This is a genomic window from Candidatus Pantoea formicae (assembly GCF_011752625.1).
GTDB classification, from domain to species: domain Bacteria; phylum Pseudomonadota; class Gammaproteobacteria; order Enterobacterales; family Enterobacteriaceae; genus Pantoea; species Pantoea formicae.
Map to the genome: position 1 here is coordinate 154,639 of NZ_VWXD01000008.1, position 15,051 is coordinate 169,689.

Below are 15,051 nucleotides of genomic sequence, written 5' to 3' on the forward strand. Positions count from 1 at the left end.
TTCCCTCTGAAGTCTGAGCCTGTATAGACTGAGAGTGCTATTTATCCGGTGCTTTGAGAAACTCGATTAATCCTGCCATGGCCGGGCTCAGTGATTCCATGGACTTATAGCAGATGCAGATGCTCCGGCGGGCCCATTTGTCGTGTAGCGGCAATATCAGGTAGGGCATTTTTTTACTGAAGCGCTCAGCTACAGATACCGGAATAATACCCAATCCAATGCCGCTACTGACCATTTCGCAAATTCCTTCAAAACTGCTCATTCTTATCCGATAAGTCAGTGGATGGCCGAGATCTCTGGCATGTCCACTGATGTGATCTTGCAGTGCATTGCCGGGATAAAGACCAATAAAAGGTTCATTGACGGCATCCGACAGAAAAACTTTTTCCCTGTGCCCAAGCGGATGAGTGCGGGGAACAATAAGGGCAAGCCTGTCATCTGCTATAGGCTCAGTCGTCAGTTCGCCGGGGTCAACCGCATCTGATACGAGCCCAGCTTCAGTGATATCATTTCTTATGCTGTAAATGATATCCGCACTGGTTCGCTCTTCCAGCTCAATGACTACATTCGGGTGTTCGGTTAGCCACTTTGCAAGCCTGCCGGGAAGAAACTCCGCCATCGCCGAGGTATTGGCGTATAGCCGGATTTTTCCTCTCACACCTTTGACGTAAGCGCCGAGCTCAGCTTCCAGTCCCTCCTGCCTGGCAAGTATTTCCCGGGCGTGTCGCACGAGGATTTCTCCCGCTTCAGTAAGGCTGACACCCCTCGGATGACGAAAGAACAACTTTACCCCGGTATCTTCCTCCATTCTTTTCAGCCTCTCACTGGCAGAGCCGACAGCCAGGTTCGCGTGCCGGGCACCATGGGTAATGCTTCCAGCATCAGCAATGCAGACGACAAGCTTAAAATCAGAAAGGTCCAGCCTCATAAAGATATTTCTCTTAGCCTTCGGATTATCCGAAGCATGACGCGCACAAACCAGATTGTCCATGCACCTCTGAGATGTTTGAATCGCTGAAAATCCTTTGTCAGGACAAATTTGTGAGCGATCAACTGTATCTCTACCTTTTACTTATATTTATCCTTGCCGGCTTTGTGAAGGGTGTCACCGGAATGGGGCTTCCAACAGTGTCAATGGGGCTACTTGGCATGTTTATGCCTCTTCCATTCGCAGCGGCTCTGCTGGTGGTTCCCTCCTTCGTGACGAACATATGGCAGCTTTTTACCGGTCCTTCTGTGAAGCTGATCATCAGCCGCCTCTGGCTGATGATGCTGCTAATTGTTGCTGGTACGTTGGCCGCTTCTTCACTTCTCATCAGTATAAATCCAGCCTGGTCAGCGTTCGGCTTGGGTGTGGCTTTAATCGTTTATGCTGCTTTTGCGTTGGCTTCGCCATCGCCATCGCTTGTGGTATCCCAGGACAGAGAAAAATGGCTGTCACCCGTTATTGGCGGCATTACCGGCGTAATAACCGGTGCGACAGGCGTATTTGTTATGCCAGCAGTTCCCTTTCTTCAGTCGCTTCGCTTCACTAAGGATGAGCTTGTCCAGGCCCTTGGGCTGTCATTCACCGTTTCTACCGTTGCTCTCGCCGCAGGGCTTTATCTTCATGGCGCACTGCGGATAGAGCAGTTTTCACTTTCCGTTATGTCGATTTTGCCTGCTCTCGCCGGGATGTGGCTGGGGCAAAAGGTGCGCGCGCGCATCAGTGCCAGACGCTTCAGGCAGTGTTTTCTCCTTTTCCTTATTGTGCTGGGAATAGAACTGATTTCCCGGCCTTTTATATTCGCTTAAGCAGCGCATGCGGTTCCCGTGCTTATTAAGGCTGCAATAAGTCAATGGCAGTGGCAGTTTAGGATTGATGCTAAAGCTGCGTTCAAAATCTAAACGTTATAGTTTTAAGTGAAGTTGAGGCAGGTGGGTGACTGGCGTATTCTTATCGTCGAAAATTTTTATGCTCAAAAATCACACAGGAGGTGGAATGTACCGGATAGAAGAAATAGTATCCACGATGAGTCGCTTGGAGGATTCATCGATAAAAGTAGAAAGGAAAGGTGAGGCCTTAGAAAAGAAAATACATCACTGGTTCCTCATTCTGGCCGTAGTTCCTTTTCTGATCAGTTTGGTTCTGGTTGTGGTGCATCACTTCAATCCGTTGTCATCAATATTCAAGTCGATTGGATTATATATGGCACTGGTGTCTCAATTTTTTGGGGTTCTGATCCTTTTTTCTGAATCCATCATTGGCATCATATCTATAATTCGGTGGAAGACGTATTTGAGCAAATACTTCACGCTCGAAATTGAGCGGGATGAGGAATATGCTAAGTCACTTTTTAAGTATGAAAAGCATGAGTTGCTCTATGCTAAATACTGGATAGAGACGAAAGTTTCCAGAAATGAGTCCAGACTGAAACTATTTTTTGGTGATAAAACAGCAGCCATAGCATTGTTAGGTTTATCCTAGCCAGTTATCAAGGCGTTTGGCGGTCTGGAGTGGCTCTCGAAATCAATAAGCCACTTTATGATGCCGGGAAATCTACCTGACACTTTATTGTTATTTTTTTTAGCTTTGTTGTTAGGTATGTCTTTAGGCGGCTTGGTAATCAAAAATATAAATGAACGATATAAATATCAAATATCCTTGATTGAACTTACCGTTAAGTTAAAGGAATTGGCTAAGAAATAAAATTTAATTACCCGATTAAGCATATCGTTCTCTGCAATAACTGACCGGAACGATCGGCGCGAAAAGCCCCCGCTAAGACAACTTTCGTGGGCTTCATGCGGAAAAACATACTGACTTAAAGTCCCAGGTCTGACAGGCTCGGATGGTCGTCAGGACGACGGCCAAGCGGCCAGAAATATTTGCGCTCGCTTTCTTTAATTGGCATGTCGTTAATACAGGCAAAACGGCGCTCCATTAGGCCATCAGCCCCAAATTCCCAGTTTTCGTTTCCGTAAGAGCGGAACCAGTTGCCGGAGTCATCGTGCCATTCGTATGCGTAGCGGACGGCAATGCGGTTACCGCCAAATGCCCACAGTTCTTTAATCAGGCGGTACTCATGCTCTTTTTTCCACTTGCGGTCCAGAAAGGCTTGCGCTTCTTCGCGGTTGTTAGCGAACTCGGCACGGTTACGCCATTTGGTATCCAGCGAGTAAGCCAACGCAACTTTCGCAGCATCGCGAGTGTTCCAGCCGTCTTCCGCCAGTCGGACTTTCTCAATCGCCGTTTCCAGAGTGAATGGAGGATCCGGTAAGCGTACTTGTGAATTCGTCATGGTAAAACTCCTGTAAATTTTGGTTTGGTTTAAAAAAGGTTCTCGTTGAACAAGACTCAGTGAAAGACCTGTCCCAGTAAAACCTTCGCAATTTCTCTCGCCACTTTTGAGCCCTGACCCTTAGGCCACTATCGGTGGCATGAATGCCGTTCTAATGAGTCAGGCGTTGAGCAGATTCCATAATTCTTTCTCGGCATCACTCGGATCCTTGTCTGTGGTTTAAAGGTAGAATGATCGTTCTACCTCGTCAACGATTTTTTTCTAAAATGAATTCTGCGAGCAGGAAGTGCCCAAGCTGTAATTTTGTTAACTTATTGTTTGTAAAGAATTTTCGTTAATCTTTTTCTGGCATGAAGAGGTGAGCGCGAGGGCACAGAATGTAGGGTGTGAATAAGGGTAAGTTGAACAAACTTGGGTAGGGGCGCAGTGTAACGTGCCCCCTTGAGCACCCTGCACACTGATCTCAGGGAAACCAACAAGGGGGCTGATTCAACGTGCAACCTTCAGGTAAAACTCATGAAGTTCCTGCCAGTCAGGATCTGCTTGCGATGCTCACTTCCCTGGTGAGACCTGCTCCAGCATCAGCCTGGCGATTTCACGTGCGTTGCCGGCGGCCTTGAGATCGCCCATCACGTATGACATTGTGATAGCGCCTTCCAAAAGGATCAGCAGCTGTTTGGCCAGCGCCTCCGGATTTTCCACATTCAGCTGTCCGGCAAGCTCAAGGACGTAATCCAGTAACTTTTGCTTGTGCATCTTTGCTATCTGACGCACAGGATCCTCTGGGTCGCCAACTTCCCCGGCAGTATTGATAAACGCGCAGCCCCGGAAGCCGTCGGACTCGAACCAGCTCGTGAGAGCGGTGAACATGTTCAGAATCCGCTCCTGAGGCGTCTCGCCTTTGTCAGACTCCGATCTGAACCATTGCATCCATCGCTCATCGCGCTCGGTCAACGCGGCAGACGCAACGTCCTCTTTGTTCGCGAAATGGCGATAAATACTCTTCCTTGCGACACCAGAGGTCTTCACCAGAACATCCATCCCCATGGCATGTATCCCGTTCTGGTAAATGAGCTGTTCGGCGGTTTTCAGGATTTTATCCCGTGTATCAGTTGTTTTTATGTTCATACATTAAAGGTAGAATTATCGTTCTACTCAGTCAACGAAATTTTAAATGGACGTTCAGAATACCCCTGATCATGTGCAACCTGAAATTCTAGAAGAGAAGAAGTGAAAAATTGCCGCGCTTGAAAGTCTCTCACCGACCGCCTGAGAAACAGAGTTAGAAAGGGGGGCACGCCATCGGCGCTCCTTATCTGTATTGCTTATGGATTCCATTCCGCTGGTGAACTTTTCCGTCCGACAAGATGCGCCGAGCCGTTCGCCATGACTGAGAAGCCCGTCCGGAGTTCTTCCGGTCGGGCTAACTGCTTTCAGGTCAAAACTTTGGGCAGCAATTATTCACGAATAAAGGCAAGCAGGTCGGCATTGATCACATCCGCATGGGTAGTATGCATGCCGTGCGGATAGCCTGGATAAATAATCAGTTTGCTGTCAGCCAGCAATTCATCCTGCAGCACGGCAGCCGCTTTGTATGGCACGACCTGATCGTCATCGCCCTGCATCACCAGAGTCGGAACAGTAATCGCTTTTAAATCTTCGGTCTGATCGGTTTCGGAGAAAGCTTTAATTCCTTCATAGTGCGCCTGCGCGCTGCCGGTCATACCCTGACGCCACCAGTTCTGAATGGTGCCTTGAGAAACCTGCGCACCTTCACGGTTAAAGCCGTAAAACGGACCCGATGCCACGTCAAGATAGAACTGAGCACGGTTGGCGGCCAGGCCTGAACGGAAGCCATCGAAAACTTCGATTGGGGTGCCTTCAGGGTTACCCGCGGTTTTCAGCATCAGTGGCGGTACCGCGCTTATCAGCACGGCCTTTGCCACGCGTTTCTGTGGCTGGCCGTATTTCGCCACGTAACGGGCCACCTGACCACCGCCGGTAGAGTGGCCAATGTGAACCGCGTTGTGCAAGTCCAGATGTTCGACGACTGCAGATACATCGGCCGCATAGTGATCCATATCATGGCCTTCGCTGACCTGATCCGAACGTCCGTGTCCGCGACGATCAATAGCGATTACACGAAAACCTTCGGCAAGGAAGAACAGCATCTGGTTGTCCCAATCGTCCGAACTCAGCGGCCAGCCGTGATGAAAAACTACGGGCTGCGCATCTTTTGAGCCCCAGTCTTTAAAATAAATATTCACACCGTCGTTAGTCGTTGCAAAAGCCATGAAACGTACTCCTATGTGATAAAAAAACATTTTTCTTCTGTGGAAGTTATTTCCCGGAAGAGGTCAGATAGAACAACTTAAGAATTAAAAATTTTACAACAATGCTCCGCGAGTGAGGCGGCTACCCTATTCGTCGAACACTGTTTTAGGTAACTGGCTACATACCCGGTCAGGAAATGCTGCCTTTTCCCATCATTTACTGAATGGGGCTGGCGACGTCACTGGTTCAAAAATAGATTCACGTTTTGCTTAGACATAGTAAGTGGAAAATTTTGATACTTACGACAATCTGTGCCTTTTGAGGCGCATTAATGTGGTTATCCCTGATGCCGACTTTTTGACGCTAATATCGGTTTTATCACCCGCATAACAGCATTATTATTTGCCACTTGAATGGTTTCACATCGGGTACAGGCTCATCGTGAGGCCAGATAACTGCCCTCTCTACTCCTCTCTTCAAAGATTTGTTAAATCCCGCTCGGCTCCCCGGCTAAGCCCGATCTCTAACCCTACAGCGTCAACCGACAAGCAAGTGAGCTCTGACAAAACACGTATGAATGCTCCTTGCCATGCGGCTATTAGTTGTTCACCAATGGATCGAAAGTCGTCCCGGTTTTGAATTCATAAAAAAAGACCATCAAGCGCGCCTTTCAAACCGGGCGGGGTAGAATAAAGGGTGTTCTACAAAATTCATAAAAAATAATCGTAATGGAAATCAATCTCATTTGTATTTACAATGTTTGAGTCCCATGGCCTATTCCTATGCGTTTATACGCGCTCTTTTGAGGCGTATTGATGACGGGCCAGAAAAAGCATAAACAATAATACAATGAGGTATTTGCATGTCTTTCAAAAGGGTAGCGGGCCCTCAGGCCCGCGACAAATCAGGTGCGTCCGGGGTTTCCAAAACGTTTTGTTATTCATTACTGACGCTCTGTATTACTCATGCCGTCAGTATTAAAACCGTCAGCGCGGCAGACAGCGTTGCCGCTCCGGCGAATGCCAGCAAAGAGCCGTCGCTGGTGGTCACCGCCGATACCACCGGTGGTACGGCTTCCGATCCTGCGCAGTCCTATACCGTTCCTGCTACGCGCGCGGGTACCAAACTGAACCTGACGCAGCGCGATATTCCGCAGTCGGTCAGCGTACTGACCCAGCAGCGGATTAAAGACCAGAATCTCCAGAACGTGGGGGACGCGCTGGCAAACGTCACGGGCATCTCGGCATCTCAGAATGACTCCGAACGCGTGGACTTCTACTCGCGTGGTTTCTACATCAACAATTACACCTACGACGATATTCCCTCTACCCAGACAGGTGCCTGGAACTTCGGTGAAACCGATGGCGACTCTGCTATTTATGAGCGCATCGATGTGGTTCGCGGCTCGACGGGATTAATGACCGGGACGGGTAACCCTGGCGCGGCGATTAACATGATCCGCAAAAAGGCCGACAGCAAAACCTTCGCAGGTAATCTCTCCGCCAGCTACGGAAGCTGGGACAATAAGCGCTATGTTGCAGACCTGTCCGGGCCGCTGAATGATGCAGGTACACTGCGCGGGCGCGTGGTGACGGGCTATCAGGATCAGGACAGCTGGGTCGACCGCTACCACAAACGTAAGAAATTCCTGTATGCCACTGTTGCGGCAGATATCAGCGACAACACTACGCTGGATCTGGGCTATGACTACCAGAGCCGTAATACAGATGGCCCGACCTGGGGCGGACTGCCGACGTGGTACAGCAACGGCAGTAAAATTCAGTACGATCGCGGCGCCAATCCGTCGGCAGACTGGACGCATTACAATATTCTGTCCCGCAAGGTGTTTGCGAACCTGACGACCAACTTCGATAACGGCTGGCAGGTACGCGTAAACGGTACGCATACCCAGTCTGATTTCGACAGCAAACTACTTTATGTCACCGGCTATCCTGATCAGACAACCGGGATTCTGAACAGTAGCGGATACGGCTTTGCAGGCTGGTATAAGGGGCTGCGAACGCAGACCGCAGTGGATGCCTATGCCTCCGGCCCGTTTGAACTATTTGGCCGTCAGCATCAGTTAGTCGCAGGTGTTGATTATAGCCGTCAGCGTAACCGTTACCTTTACTCCTCTTCCATCCTTTCACCGGCTCAAATCGGAGACTGGAACAGCTGGAATGGCGACGTGGCCGAGCCAGACTGGCCTGCCTGGGCGCTCTCTTCAGAAGACACTATCCGTCAGAAGTCGGGATATGCAGCGGCGCGCTTCTCGCTGGCCGATCCGCTCTCACTGATCGTCGGCGCACGTTATACCCAGTACAGTGCGCTTGGTACGTCAGCGGACATGGAGAAGAACAACCTGACGCCATACGGCGGTCTGGTTTATGACATCAACGAGAATTACTCTGCCTTCGCGAGTTATACCTCGATATTCCAGCCGCAGACTTACCGCGATCAGCAGGGTAACTACCTGAAGCCCGTGACCGGTAAAGACTACGAAGCGGGGATAAAGGGGGACTGGGACAACAGTCGCATCACGGCCAGCCTGTCGGTGTTCCGCATAGAGCAGGACAATCTGGGTCAGATCCAGAGTGACACTTACGTGAATAACAGCAGCGAAAATGCCTACAGAGCGTCAAAAGGCGTGGTCAGCCGCGGAGTTGATTTCGAAATCAACGGCGCGGTGACTGATAACCTGAAGGTGATGTTTGGTGCCACACGTTATGTGGCGAAGGACGCCGACGGCGACCGCACCAACCCTTACATGCCGCAGACCAGTCTGAAGCTGTTCACCAGCTATAACCTGCCGTTCATGCCAGACCTGACAGTGGGTGGTGGTATTAACTGGCAGAACCGCACTTACAAGGAAGCAACGAATCCCTCAGGTGCGACCGAGCGCGTTTATCAGGGAAGCTACCCGCTGGCGAATCTCTTTGCCCGTTATCAGGTGACGAAAGAGCTGTCCGTGCAGGGCAACATCAAAAACCTGTTCGATCGCGAATACAACACCAATCCGTCAGGCGGTGTGGCATTTAACGAGCCAAGAAACTACTCGGTGAGCGTGAATTACAGCTTCTGATGCTAACTGGCCTCAGTGATGAGGCCAGTGTATTTACCAAGGCTACTGAAGTAGCCTTTTCCTTCCAGGCCACCCATTCAGCCTGAATGTCTCATTGAACGAAGCCAGATGAAATACACTGCAGCGAGTGGCACTACCAGTAGCGTTATCAGCAGGTGGTAAAAGAGGAAGAGTGTGTTCTGGTGGCGGATTTCCAGTGTGTGGTATTTCTGCCAGAATCGGGCAGGGGCAATGAGGAGTCCGATGCGCTGGATGGCGACTGCTGCAAAAGGAAAAAGAGCGATCGGCACCAGCAGGGTGGCATACCACCAGCCAGGAAACTGCTCCCGATAAAAGATTGTCGCCATCAATCCAGGGTAAAGGCACCCGATTAACGTATTTTTTATGAATGTCAGGCTGCGGAGGTAGGCAAGGAAAGGGCCGTAGCTTTTGGCATTCTGCACCTGCTTTTTTCGGGCAGGATTTCCGCCGGGATAGCGTTTTTTATAGCGGGACATCGCGTTGAAGAAACTCCATTCCATGGAACTGTATTTTACGGGTAGCTGGGGGCTTATGCCGACTCGGCCACTTTTTGCTCCTATCTCCCGGCTGATAAACGTCTTTGCAAAGCTTCATGTGTACCGGCCAGAACAAGTGCAGGCTGCCATCTCACCAGGAGAAGTTTTTCAGGCTTAGTAAATGATATTTGATAATGATAATTATTTCTATTGGTGGTTGGGTAGAGTAGGCAGTTAAGGATGTTACGCGCAAGGACAGGCGTCACGAACAATTCGTGTCTGTGATTTTACTTCCCATCTCATATTTTCCTTGTTGCTCTGACTCGCACCTGATCTATCCCATAATGACTGTGGCCCCTCTATGGTTCCCCGGCGTTGCTGGGTGCGCTAGCCGGCAGACCTGTAAGCTTCGCCGAACCGCGAAGAAAAACGTTTCGGGCATGCGGCTGGGGTCTGGGGGAGAACGCTCCACGGCTTGAACATTAAATAGGGTCCGTGATGAGCGTCTGCAGACATTGTTAACAGCATTCTGTATTAATCAAAGGCGAGCAGGTCATGACCTCAATAAATAGGGTGACAAAAAGTCTTCAACTTCTTGTTTACCAAGACCTAATGTGAAACTGATACCTGCATTCTTTAAAATACTAAGCCCTTCCCCCCTATTTCTAGGGTGCGGATCTTCTAAAGCTACATAGACATGTCTTGGCTTCAACTCTGCAAGTGTTAAAGCACAGGATGGGGTTCTTCCCTGGAAGGAACAGGGTTCAAGAGTGACAAAGATTTCACATTCCCGAATTGGAAACTTTAGTCTAGAAATGGCGTCTATCTCAGCGTGACTATGGCCTGGGGATTGCGTAAACCCCTTCGAGACCACATCTCCTTTATGAACAATCACGCACCCTACCGGTGGATTAGGCCTGCATTTCGGTAATGCCTGGCGGGAGTGTTCAAGCGCCAACAACATGAATTTCAGTTCTTCACTCATCCACTTTCCGTCTTTTGTGTAAGTCATTTACCGCCTGTTTTTAAGGATTCTGAAATTAATGTCCATAAAAAACTACTAGCGTATTAGCATCCGTACCTGCTTATCATGGTAGTTAACATACCCTTGAAACTCGAAACCAAAACGCTCAGCGAGATAATTTGAGCGTCTATTTTCTTCGTCAATGATACAACACACTGAAGAGGAAAATGTCTTATCGGCCCAAAGTAAAATTGCTGCCAGTGCTTCAGACGCATAACCCTTTCCCCTAACTTCGGGAATCAACGTCCATCCAGCTTCAGGGTATTTTAACGCAGGGGTGATATCGCGATGGGCATCTTGAAAACCAAATGCTCCAATATAACGATTTGTTGTTTTTTCAATAACCGCCCAGTAGCCATAACTCAATGCATGCCAGTGCCCGATATAGCGTAGTAAGCGTGACCAAACGATTTCTGCCGTTGGATTCTCACCGCCATTAATTTTAGCCATCTCAGGAGTAGCCCAGCTCGCCATAAGCTCTGGAAAATCGGCGAGCGCAAATTGCCTTAAAATCAGTCGGGCAGTTTCAAGTTGAGGCGCTTGCTGAGCAGTCATCACTTCACCCAATCGTAGCTATTTAATGCAGCTGCTTTACCATCATGCATGATTCATCTCTCTCGAGTAATTAAAACAACGTCTGCTTTTGGCACGGAGCTGACCTACGTGCTGGACAAGATCCGCTGAGAGTGAACAGCATACATCAACATAGACCCCTTTGAGATTTCTCAGGGTTTCAATATGCTGGGTCTTAAGCCTGACAGCGCTTAATGACATAAACAGGCGAGCTCTGTCAATCTGACAGAGGTTTCATTGTGGGCGTCACGGCTGAAGGCAGAATTTGAGTGACCGCATCCTGCATGGGTGGGTCACGTTACTTCATGTAGGAACGTATTACTGCCACTATTTCATCAAGATCTTCCTTCCTTTCCTGCTCAGACGCTTTTTCATTCTTCAAATGTTCTCTGATATGACCCTCAAGTAGCTCACTCAACAGTCCATGGACCGCACCGCGTACCGCTTCAGATATTCATGGCCCGCCTCCAGCACAGTTTCAATAGACACTGCTTGACCTTTGATACGTCACACGCGGGAAAGCAGGCTCTTCTGGTTATTCAACGTATGCCCCATTAACGATCTCTTGTTGATCAGGTTGTATACTGGGGTATAGTATATTCGTTCAATTTTACGGCCCCTTTTGGCCGTCTGAAACTTATCACGACCGGATCACGACATGAACGATTTTTCCGCTTTGCTGAGTCAGGGCACTTCCAGTGCTTTGTTGTTTATCCCCAGCGCAATACTGCTGGGCGCACTCCATGGCCTTGAACCCGGCCATTCAAAAACGATGATGGCGGCCTTCATTGTTGCCATCAGGGGGACTGTGAAACAGGCTGTTATGCTGGGTCTGGCGGCAACGCTTTCACATACTGCTGTGGTCTGGCTTATCGCCATGGGAGGCATGTATATCAGCCGGCAGTTTACTGCCGAGGCAGCTGAACCATGGCTCCAGCTCATCTCTGGCATCATTATTCTGCTTACTGCCGCTTGGATGTTCTGGCGAACCTGGTCTGAAGCGCGTGAGTGGCGGAAAGGGCAGCATGCAGAAAATCATCACGAGCACGATGAGAGTCACATCATTGATACCGGTCACGGCAAGGTCAAACTCGCTATTGACGAAGCTGAAGGTCCCGCCCGATGGGTTGTTACCAACCTGACGGGCCATAAATGGAGTGAAAATGACGTAGTAGTGACGACCCGGCGTGAGGATGGATCCAGCCAGGTGTTCTGCTTTAACCAGCTAAAAGGTTTGCTGATTTCTGAAGATATCATTCCTGAGCCGCATGCGTTCAGTGCCCGCCTGGAGCTGGGGCATCGAAATCATGTTCACGGTTATGATGTTGCATTTCATGAGCACGATCACGCCGAACTTGAAGGGCTGGAAGTGGGGTCTGCTGAATATCAGGATGCACACGAACGTGCTCACGCCGACGACATTCGCCGCCGGTTCGACGGGCGTGAGGTGAGCAACATGCAGATTCTTCTTTTTGGGCTGACTGGCGGGCTGATCCCTTGTCCGGCGGCAATCACTGTTCTGCTGCTGTGCATTCAGGTTAAACAATTTACCCTCGGCGCAGCGCTGGTTGTCTGCTTCAGTATTGGACTGGCACTGACACTTGTCACCGTCGGTGCTGGCGCTGCGCTGAGCGTTCGCCACGCCAGCAAACGCTGGAAGGGATTTGGTGATATTGCGCGTCGGGCACCTTATTTTTCCAGCGCACTAATTGCAGTGGTCGGCATTTACATGGCCTTCCATGGATTTATCGGTTTGAACGAATAGAGAGGTAAGAAATGGCAGTAAAATCACCCTGCACCGACCAGTGCGGCTTCACCGGCAAGAATGGATGGTGCGAAGGCTGCGGACGTACGAAAAAAGAAGCACAGGACTGGCGTAAAATGTCACCGTTTCATCAAAAGGCAATTGAGCGCGCTCTGGCGGGCCGTATGAACATTCTGCGTTTGAAGGCGTAGTACATTCCAACATTCCTGGTGGCGTTTACACGCTTAAGAGATGATGGAATCTCTGATAGTGATTAACCCTGTTGAAGTGTAAGTTCTGTATTTAACTTCAATTAGGGTTTATTGGTCAGTGGGGAGCAGATTCAGAAGGGGCAAGGCTTTGATCCGAAGGGTTACTGAGGTCTGAAAACATTTCCACAAAGGGCAGGATCACGGATGCATCACGGCTGTCATGATGATATAGCAGCCATGTCCGGCTTTTTAGCGCTTCACCCGCCACGCTGATGGGTTGGCGGTGTAGATGTTCAGAGAGCGGCTGATAGCTTGAGACAATGGCATAACCCAGCCCGTGCTCCACCATGGCGAGACACACTTCGAGCTTATCGACCTGCATCGCCACGCGTGGAGGAAGGGAGTAGTTGGCATTCCACCATCGTTCAATCAGATGGGTGACATGCCCGCCGTGGTTGATACGTATCTGCGGTAGCTGAGGCAGCAAGCGCAGGTCCAGTGGTTGCTTGCTCACTAACCAATAATCATCCACATCCACCAGCCGCTTTCCATTTCGCCAGTGATAGTCATCCTTGACCAGCGCCACGTGAACCTCTTCACGCTGCAGTTGCTGGTACATCTCTTCACTCAGGCCACTGACCAAGTGAACGCGAATGCCGCTGTGGATCTCAGCGAAGTGCGCCAGGATATCGGGAAGGCGGTACGCAGCATAGTTACTGGTCACCCCAATACGCAGCTCCCCCTGACGAGGCTGTGACAGGCTTTCCAGTGTCTGCCTGAGTTGCTGTGCGTCTTTTAAGACCTTCGCCGCATGCTGTGCCAGATAGCGCCCTTGGGCGCTGAACGTTATCTTCCGCCCGCTCTCCTCAAACAGTGCGATGCCTAGCTTGCGTTCAATCTGCTTGAGGCGATAGCTGAGCGCAGGCTGGGAGGTGTAAAGCTGTTCTGCCGCACGCGTGATGTTTTGGTGCTGCCAGACCGTGTGAATAATCAGCCAATCTTTGTCGTTCATCATTCGCCTCCTTATCTGCTTCCATAAAATATTTTTTTCTTTTCCGACGCAAGTAATAAAAAAGCTCAATTAGGCATCAACTGAAAAGCCCTGTATATCTTATTAATACATTGAACACAAAAGGCATTTGTCTGCACTAAAAAAGTGAGGCGCCCTTCGGAGTTGCACCATGATTGAACAAAAAAATAAAATTATTTTTGCCATTGAGCAAATCAGCCAGCAAATGACCACGTTAGCGCGGGCTATTCATGCACAGCCTGAACTCAGTTTTGAGGAGCATCATGCCAGCGCTGCGCTGCAGGCTCCCCTCAAGGCCGCGGGTTTTACTGTAACCCACGGTGTTGCCGGGCTTGAGACGGCATTCCGCGCACGTTTAGACAGCGGAAAGCCGGGGCCACATGTGGCGCTGCTGGCGGAATACGATGCCCTACCTGAGCTGGGCCATGCCTGTGGTCATAACCTGATTGGTACCGCCTCGGTGGCTGCCGCGGTGGCACTGGCGAACAGCGGCACGCTGCACAGCGGCGTGCTCGAAGTCATCGGCACACCTGCTGAAGAAGAGGGGGGCGGAAAAATTATCATGGCGGAGAACGGGGTGTTTGACGGTGTCGATGCTGTCATGATGTTCCACCCACGCGAGAAAAACATGATGACGCGAGGCGCGTTAGCCTGTGTCGATGCAACCTTCAAATTTTATGGCAAAGCGGCCCATGCGGCCTCGGCGCCACATCTGGGCATCAGCGCGTTAGATGCTGTGATTCACGCCTTTGTCGGCATAAATGCGCTTCGGCAGTTCTTCACCGATGACGTGAGGGTTCACGGCATCATTACGCACGGCGGCAGCGCCACCAACATTGTGCCTGCTTATGCAGAAGCGAAATTCCTGATGCGTGCGGCCACCGTTGCGGGCCTGCAAAACGTGCGCAGCAAGGTGTTTGCTGCCGCTCAGGGCGCAGCGGAAATGAGCGGTGTACGCCTGGAAATTGAAGAGGGCCTGACCTATGCCGAGCGCAATAACAATCATGCCCTGGCAGGATTATTCCAGACGAATATTGAGCAACTGGGTCTGGTGGCGGAGGCTGCACCGGAACGTGGCGGCGTGGGCTCTTCAGATATTGGTAATGTCAGCCAGCTCACCGCCGCGATTCATCCCTATTTGCGTATTGGTGATGTTGTCCCCCATACCCCGGAGTTCGCAACCGCTGCGGCTTCTGACAGCGGGATAGCCGCGATGCTGAATGCGGCCCGCGCCCTTGCGATGACCACTTTTGACCTTCAACAGGCTGAAAACCTGAAAACCGTGCGTGATGAGTTCAGCGCCTGGCAATCTACTGTTCTGCAGGAGAAGTAAA

The 15,051-nt window shown here is 50.3% G+C and carries 13 protein-coding genes and 2 pseudogenes; 6 read left to right on the top strand and 9 right to left on the bottom strand.

Going from position 1 to position 15,051, the window contains the following annotated elements:
- Window positions 1–37 precede the first annotated feature (37 nt).
- Complete coding sequence (locus F3J38_RS20990; RefSeq protein WP_240156048.1) at window positions 38–991, bottom strand: LysR family transcriptional regulator; 954 nt, start codon at window positions 989–991, stop codon at window positions 38–40.
- A gap of 50 nt (window positions 992–1,041) precedes the next feature.
- On the opposite strand from F3J38_RS20990, the gene F3J38_RS20995 reads away from it, so the two are divergent.
- Both F3J38_RS20995 and F3J38_RS21000 read left to right on the top strand, forming a co-directional pair.
- Window positions 1,042–1,794 (top strand): sulfite exporter TauE/SafE family protein, encoded by a 753-nt coding sequence (locus F3J38_RS20995; protein WP_370661734.1) that lies wholly within the window; start codon window positions 1,042–1,044, stop codon window positions 1,792–1,794.
- Between the two features lie 217 nt (window positions 1,795–2,011).
- Window positions 2,012–2,689, top strand: a pseudogene (locus F3J38_RS21000) (YuaM family protein).
- Window positions 2,690–2,804: 115 nt separating this feature from the next.
- Here the strand turns inward: F3J38_RS21000 and F3J38_RS21005 are convergent.
- The 3 genes from F3J38_RS21005 to F3J38_RS21015 form a co-directional block, all read right to left on the bottom strand.
- Window positions 2,805–3,281, bottom strand: a complete 477-nt coding sequence (locus tag F3J38_RS21005) for a nuclear transport factor 2 family protein (RefSeq protein WP_167141594.1) — start codon at window positions 3,279–3,281, stop codon at window positions 2,805–2,807.
- 552 nt (window positions 3,282–3,833) lie between these two features.
- Window positions 3,834–4,409, bottom strand: coding sequence for a TetR/AcrR family transcriptional regulator (locus F3J38_RS21010; protein WP_167141596.1), 576 nt, complete (start codon window positions 4,407–4,409; stop codon window positions 3,834–3,836).
- A gap of 329 nt (window positions 4,410–4,738) precedes the next feature.
- Complete coding sequence (locus F3J38_RS21015) at window positions 4,739–5,575, bottom strand: alpha/beta fold hydrolase (protein ID WP_167141598.1); 837 nt, start codon at window positions 5,573–5,575, stop codon at window positions 4,739–4,741.
- Window positions 5,576–6,417: 842 nt separating this feature from the next.
- Between F3J38_RS21015 and fhuE the strand changes: the two genes are divergently transcribed.
- Complete coding sequence (fhuE, locus tag F3J38_RS21020) at window positions 6,418–8,637, top strand: ferric-rhodotorulic acid/ferric-coprogen receptor FhuE (protein ID WP_167141600.1); 2,220 nt, start codon at window positions 6,418–6,420, stop codon at window positions 8,635–8,637.
- A 77-nt stretch (window positions 8,638–8,714) separates the two neighbouring features.
- Here fhuE and F3J38_RS21025 read toward each other — a convergent pair whose 3' ends face one another.
- From F3J38_RS21025 to F3J38_RS21040, 4 genes and pseudogenes are all read right to left on the bottom strand, one after another.
- Window positions 8,715–9,134, bottom strand: a complete 420-nt coding sequence (locus F3J38_RS21025) for a hypothetical protein (RefSeq protein WP_167141602.1) — start codon at window positions 9,132–9,134, stop codon at window positions 8,715–8,717.
- Window positions 9,135–9,687: 553 nt separating this feature from the next.
- The gene (locus F3J38_RS21030) at window positions 9,688–10,119 is read right to left on the bottom strand and encodes a bifunctional diaminohydroxyphosphoribosylaminopyrimidine deaminase/5-amino-6-(5-phosphoribosylamino)uracil reductase RibD (protein WP_167141604.1); all 432 of its coding nucleotides are present in this window, start codon (window positions 10,117–10,119) and stop codon (window positions 9,688–9,690) included.
- A 75-nt stretch (window positions 10,120–10,194) separates the two neighbouring features.
- Window positions 10,195–10,713 carry a GNAT family N-acetyltransferase gene (locus F3J38_RS21035; RefSeq protein ID WP_167141606.1) on the bottom strand — a complete coding sequence of 173 codons (519 nt, stop codon included), beginning with the start codon at window positions 10,711–10,713 and terminating at the stop codon, window positions 10,195–10,197.
- Between the two features lie 316 nt (window positions 10,714–11,029).
- Window positions 11,030–11,235, bottom strand: a pseudogene (locus F3J38_RS21040) (metal-sensing transcriptional repressor).
- Between the two features lie 154 nt (window positions 11,236–11,389).
- Between F3J38_RS21040 and F3J38_RS21045 the strand changes: the two are divergent.
- Both F3J38_RS21045 and F3J38_RS21050 read left to right on the top strand, forming a co-directional pair.
- Complete coding sequence (locus tag F3J38_RS21045) at window positions 11,390–12,496, top strand: nickel/cobalt efflux protein RcnA (RefSeq protein WP_167141608.1); 1,107 nt, start codon at window positions 11,390–11,392, stop codon at window positions 12,494–12,496.
- A gap of 11 nt (window positions 12,497–12,507) precedes the next feature.
- Complete coding sequence (locus F3J38_RS21050) at window positions 12,508–12,687, top strand: DUF1289 domain-containing protein (RefSeq protein WP_167141610.1); 180 nt, start codon at window positions 12,508–12,510, stop codon at window positions 12,685–12,687.
- A gap of 115 nt (window positions 12,688–12,802) precedes the next feature.
- Here F3J38_RS21050 and F3J38_RS21055 read toward each other — a convergent pair whose 3' ends face one another.
- A complete protein-coding gene (locus tag F3J38_RS21055) occupies window positions 12,803–13,702 on the bottom strand; it encodes a LysR family transcriptional regulator (protein WP_240156049.1) in 900 nt (299 codons plus the stop codon).
- Window positions 13,703–13,868: 166 nt separating this feature from the next.
- Between F3J38_RS21055 and F3J38_RS21060 the strand changes: the two genes are divergently transcribed.
- Complete coding sequence (locus tag F3J38_RS21060; RefSeq protein ID WP_167141612.1) at window positions 13,869–15,050, top strand: M20 family metallopeptidase; 1,182 nt, start codon at window positions 13,869–13,871, stop codon at window positions 15,048–15,050.
- Window position 15,051: the final 1 nt, after the last annotated feature.

Bases quoted from the DNA above. Each gene is read 5' to 3' on its own strand.
- F3J38_RS21015 (WP_167141598.1), bottom strand. From the start codon at position 5,575: ATGGCTTTTGCAACGACTAACGACGGTGTGAATATTTATTTTAAAGAC.
- F3J38_RS21045 (WP_167141608.1), top strand. From the start codon at position 11,390: ATGAACGATTTTTCCGCTTTGCTGAGTCAGGGCACTTCCAGTGCTTTG.
- fhuE (WP_167141600.1), top strand. From the start codon at position 6,418: ATGTCTTTCAAAAGGGTAGCGGGCCCTCAGGCCCGCGACAAATCAGGT.
- F3J38_RS21050 (WP_167141610.1), top strand. From the start codon at position 12,508: ATGGCAGTAAAATCACCCTGCACCGACCAGTGCGGCTTCACCGGCAAG.
- F3J38_RS21060 (WP_167141612.1), top strand. From the start codon at position 13,869: ATGATTGAACAAAAAAATAAAATTATTTTTGCCATTGAGCAAATCAGC.
- F3J38_RS21005 (WP_167141594.1), bottom strand. From the start codon at position 3,281: ATGACGAATTCACAAGTACGCTTACCGGATCCTCCATTCACTCTGGAA.
- F3J38_RS21055 (WP_240156049.1), bottom strand. From the start codon at position 13,702: ATGATGAACGACAAAGATTGGCTGATTATTCACACGGTCTGGCAGCAC.
- F3J38_RS20990 (WP_240156048.1), bottom strand. From the start codon at position 991: ATGGACAATCTGGTTTGTGCGCGTCATGCTTCGGATAATCCGAAGGCT.
- F3J38_RS21035 (WP_167141606.1), bottom strand. From the start codon at position 10,713: ATGACTGCTCAGCAAGCGCCTCAACTTGAAACTGCCCGACTGATTTTA.
- F3J38_RS21030 (WP_167141604.1), bottom strand. From the start codon at position 10,119: ATGAGTGAAGAACTGAAATTCATGTTGTTGGCGCTTGAACACTCCCGC.
- F3J38_RS21025 (WP_167141602.1), bottom strand. From the start codon at position 9,134: ATGTCCCGCTATAAAAAACGCTATCCCGGCGGAAATCCTGCCCGAAAA.
- F3J38_RS21010 (WP_167141596.1), bottom strand. From the start codon at position 4,409: ATGAACATAAAAACAACTGATACACGGGATAAAATCCTGAAAACCGCC.